The 3168-nt window shown below is 61.8% G+C and carries 6 protein-coding genes; 4 read left to right on the top strand and 2 right to left on the bottom strand.

Annotated elements, in window-relative coordinates; all coding sequences use genetic code 11:
• Positions 1-78: 78 nt before the first annotated feature.
• Positions 79-504: an OsmC family protein gene (locus tag EN906_RS28405; RefSeq protein ID WP_127270746.1), complete on the bottom strand. Its 426-nt coding sequence runs from the start codon at positions 502-504 to the stop codon at positions 79-81.
• Between the two features lie 117 nt (positions 505-621).
• On the bottom strand, positions 622-1143 hold the full coding sequence (locus EN906_RS28400) for a single-stranded DNA-binding protein (protein ID WP_127270744.1): 522 nt from the start codon (positions 1141-1143) through the stop codon (positions 622-624).
• A 226-nt stretch (positions 1144-1369) separates the two neighbouring features.
• On the opposite strand from EN906_RS28400, the gene EN906_RS28395 reads away from it, so the two are divergent.
• The 4 genes from EN906_RS28395 to EN906_RS28380 all read left to right on the top strand — a co-directional run.
• A complete protein-coding gene (locus EN906_RS28395; protein ID WP_127270743.1) occupies positions 1370-1684 on the top strand; it encodes a metalloregulator ArsR/SmtB family transcription factor in 315 nt (104 codons plus the stop codon).
• Positions 1681-2172, top strand: coding sequence for an SRPBCC domain-containing protein (locus EN906_RS28390; protein WP_127270741.1), 492 nt, complete (start codon positions 1681-1683; stop codon positions 2170-2172). The genes EN906_RS28395 and EN906_RS28390 overlap by 4 nt, the downstream gene beginning before the upstream one ends.
• Positions 2173-2196: 24 nt before the next feature.
• Entirely contained in the window at positions 2197-2802 is a 606-nt protein-coding gene (locus EN906_RS28385; RefSeq protein WP_127270740.1) for an ATP-dependent Clp protease proteolytic subunit, read from the top strand.
• A gap of 92 nt (positions 2803-2894) precedes the next feature.
• On the top strand, positions 2895-3168 hold a 274-nt coding region (locus tag EN906_RS28380; RefSeq protein ID WP_127375534.1), incomplete at its 3' end, for a hypothetical protein.

Here is a 3168-nt window from a genome sequence, read left to right as displayed (position 1 = left end):
CCTACTGCCTACTGCCTACTGCCTACTGCCTACTGCCTACTGCCTACTGCCTACTGCCTACTGCCTACTGCCTACTGCCTATTTCGCCGTCGTGTCGATGACCTCGAAATCGTGGGTAATCGTGGCGGTCTTGGCCAGCATCGCGGAGGCCGAGCAATATTTTTCGATCGAAAGGTCGATCGCGCGTTTCACCTTGACGCTGGAGAGTGCCCTGCCCTTGACGACGAAATGCATGTGGATGCGGGTGAACACTCTTGGCTCGGTTTCGGCCCGCTCGGCATCAAGCTCGACCACGCAGTCCTCGACCGCCTCGCGGCCCTTTTCGAGGATATGCACGACATCATAGGCCGAACAGCCACCGGTGCCGATCAGCACCAGCTCCATCGGGCTTGGACCCGGCGTCCTGCCTTCCGGTCCGTGCGCTGTTCCGAGCACGACCTTGTGACCGCTGCCGGATTCCCCGACGAAGGTGCGCTCCTCGACCCACTTTACCCGCGCTTTCACCCAACTCGTCCTCTCACCGTATTTCGTTGATCGGCCCGGTCAGCCTCAATCACGATGCAAAACCCCGAAAGTCCATGAACGACTCTCGGGGCACTGTGTCCGACATAACTGTTGCGATCAGAACGGGATTTCGTCATCCAATTCGCGCGACGAACCACCGCCGCCGCCGCTCTTGGCACCGCCGCCACCGCGATTGAAGCCTTCGCTCGGGCTGGACTGGCCGAAATCGGAACCACGGCTGCTGCCGCCACCGGTATAGCCGCCGACCTGACCGCCCTCGCCCTGTCCGCGTGCGTCGAGCATCTGCAGCTCCCCGCGGAATTTCTGCAGCACGACTTCCGTCGTGTACTTGTCGGCACCGGTCTGGTCCTGCCATTTGCGCGTCTGCAACTGGCCCTCGACATAAACCTTCATGCCCTTCTTCAGATACTGCTCCGCCACCTTGGCGATGCCCTCATTGAAGATGACGACGTTGTGCCACTCGGTTTTTTCCTTGCGTTCGCCGGAATTCTTGTCGCGCCAGCTTTCCGATGTGGCGATGCGGATGTTGACGACCGGCTCACCCGAATTCAGGCGACGGATTTCGGGATCCGCGCCGAGATTGCCGACCAGAATGACCTTGTTGACGCTACCCGCCATGATATTTCTCCGCGCTCATCCGAAACAAATTTTTGTCGCAGCACCTTACAGGCTGCGGGCGATCGCCGCTTGCCATGGCTGCCTTTACCCACAAGGTTTTTGTTCCCTTTTCGTTCTTATCCGCGTCGCTGCTTATTGTCAAGGAATGGCAGCAATGCCGAAGCCGATCATATGGGCCTGAAAAGACCGCTTGCCAAATCAATAAGTATGCACTTATGCTTTTGGCATGATCGAAGCAGAGATTTTTCGCGCACTGGCCGACCCGACGCGCCGCGCCGTCTTTGAGCGGCTGGCCGCCGGCGAGATGAGCGTGTCGGAATTGCGCACCGGGATGATGGTGTCGCAGCCCGCGGTGTCGCAGCATCTGGCGGTGCTGCGTGGCGCCGGGCTGGTGATCGAGCGGCGAGCCGGCCGCAACGCCTATTACCGCGCCGATCCGCAGGGGCTCGCCCCCTTGCTCTCCTGGATCGAACGCTACCGGACCTTCTGGCCGGAGCGCATCGAAAGGCTGAAGGCGGTTTTGAAGGACATGGATCAATGAAGAAGGCGGGATCAACGACCAACCACGGCCAAGGCGACGCCCCGGATGCGCTCGAGTTCGAGTACGAGCTTGCCGAGCCGCCGGAAAAGGTCTGGCGGGCCCTGACCATACCGGAATTGCTGGCCGCCTGGATGATGCCGAACGACATCAGCCCCGAGATCGGCAACCGTTTTGCCTTCGCCGGACCGGACACGCCGATCGAATGCGAAATCCTCGACGCCGAACCCGAGAAGCTGCTGCGCTATTCCTGGCGGGAGCAGCCGGGCGACGCAGCCAGGCAGGATCCGCTCGACAGCACCGTCACCTTCACACTTGCCCGAGCCGTATCCGGCGGCACGCATCTGCGTATCGTCCATGACGGCTTTGCCCGCAAGGCCATGCCTGCCGTCGCCATGGCAGGCGCCGGCTGCCGGGTTTCGCTCGGTGCGAACAGGTCATCTAAGCCAATCGCCGCAAACACGCCTCGCCTCCTGCTTCGCGCGGCCTGAAAACAAAACGGACGGAGAGAGACAATGAGCGGTGTTGCCAGTCTGGTGCCGATGGTCATCGAGCAATCGAGCCGCGGCGAACGTGCCTTCGACATCTTTTCGCGGCTGCTGCGCGAGCGCATCATCTTCATCAACGGCGAGATCAACGACGACATCTCGGCGCTGGTCTGCGCGCAGCTTTTGTCGCTGGAATCGGACAATCCCGACAAGGAGATCTCGCTCTACATCAACTCGCCGGGCGGCGTGGTGACCAGCGGCTTCGCCATCTACGATACGATGCAATATATCAGCTGCCCGGTGTCCACCGTATGCATGGGCTTTGCCGCCTCGATGGGCTCGTTCCTGCTGATGGCAGGCACACCGGGGCGCCGGATTTCCCTGCCGAATGCCACTATCCTGCTGCATCAGCCGCTGGGCGGGTTCCAGGGCCAGGCATCCGACATCCAGCGCCATGCCGAGCGCATCGGCCGGACGAAACGGCACATGGCCGAACTTTACGCGCAGCATTGCGGCCGCAGCTATGAAGAGGTGGAACGCACGCTCGACCGCGACCACTTCATGACCGCCCGCGAGGCCCAGTCCTGGGGCATCGTCGACCATGTTTTCGACACGCGAAAGAAAGCGGCGTAAGCCAGGGCCGGATCGGAGACCGTCCGGCAGGTAGTCGAAGATTTGACGATGCCGGTCTGGTTCCATCGGCGGCGCGCCACTATAGTCCTGGGATGACCGACACTCATCAGTCCAGATCATTGCACCGCGTCATCGCCGTTGCAGCGCTCGCCATTGCGAGCCTCATCAGCGGCGCGGCACTTGCCGACGACAGTTCGTCGTCGACGCAAAAAGGCGCCCTGCCCGGCGTGACCGGCGACTACCGCATCGCCAAGCCGGCTCCAGAGCCGGACGATGCGCTGCCAGCCGGCGAGAACGGCACATTCAAGATCGGCGATACCGATGTCAGGATTTCCGGCAGCATCACCGTCGATGTCGGCGCCGGCT

Origin of the sequence: Mesorhizobium sp. M7A.F.Ca.CA.004.06.1.1, assembly GCF_003999135.1 — a bacterium.
Classification (GTDB): domain Bacteria; phylum Pseudomonadota; class Alphaproteobacteria; order Rhizobiales; family Rhizobiaceae; genus Mesorhizobium.
This window is presented reverse-complemented; position numbering and strand designations above follow the sequence as displayed.

Bases quoted from the DNA above. Each gene is read 5' to 3' on its own strand.
- EN906_RS28400 (WP_127270744.1), bottom strand. From the start codon at position 1,143: ATGGCGGGTAGCGTCAACAAGGTCATTCTGGTCGGCAATCTCGGCGCG.
- EN906_RS28395 (WP_127270743.1), top strand. From the start codon at position 1,370: ATGATCGAAGCAGAGATTTTTCGCGCACTGGCCGACCCGACGCGCCGC.
- EN906_RS28390 (WP_127270741.1), top strand. From the start codon at position 1,681: ATGAAGAAGGCGGGATCAACGACCAACCACGGCCAAGGCGACGCCCCG.
- EN906_RS28385 (WP_127270740.1), top strand. From the start codon at position 2,197: ATGAGCGGTGTTGCCAGTCTGGTGCCGATGGTCATCGAGCAATCGAGC.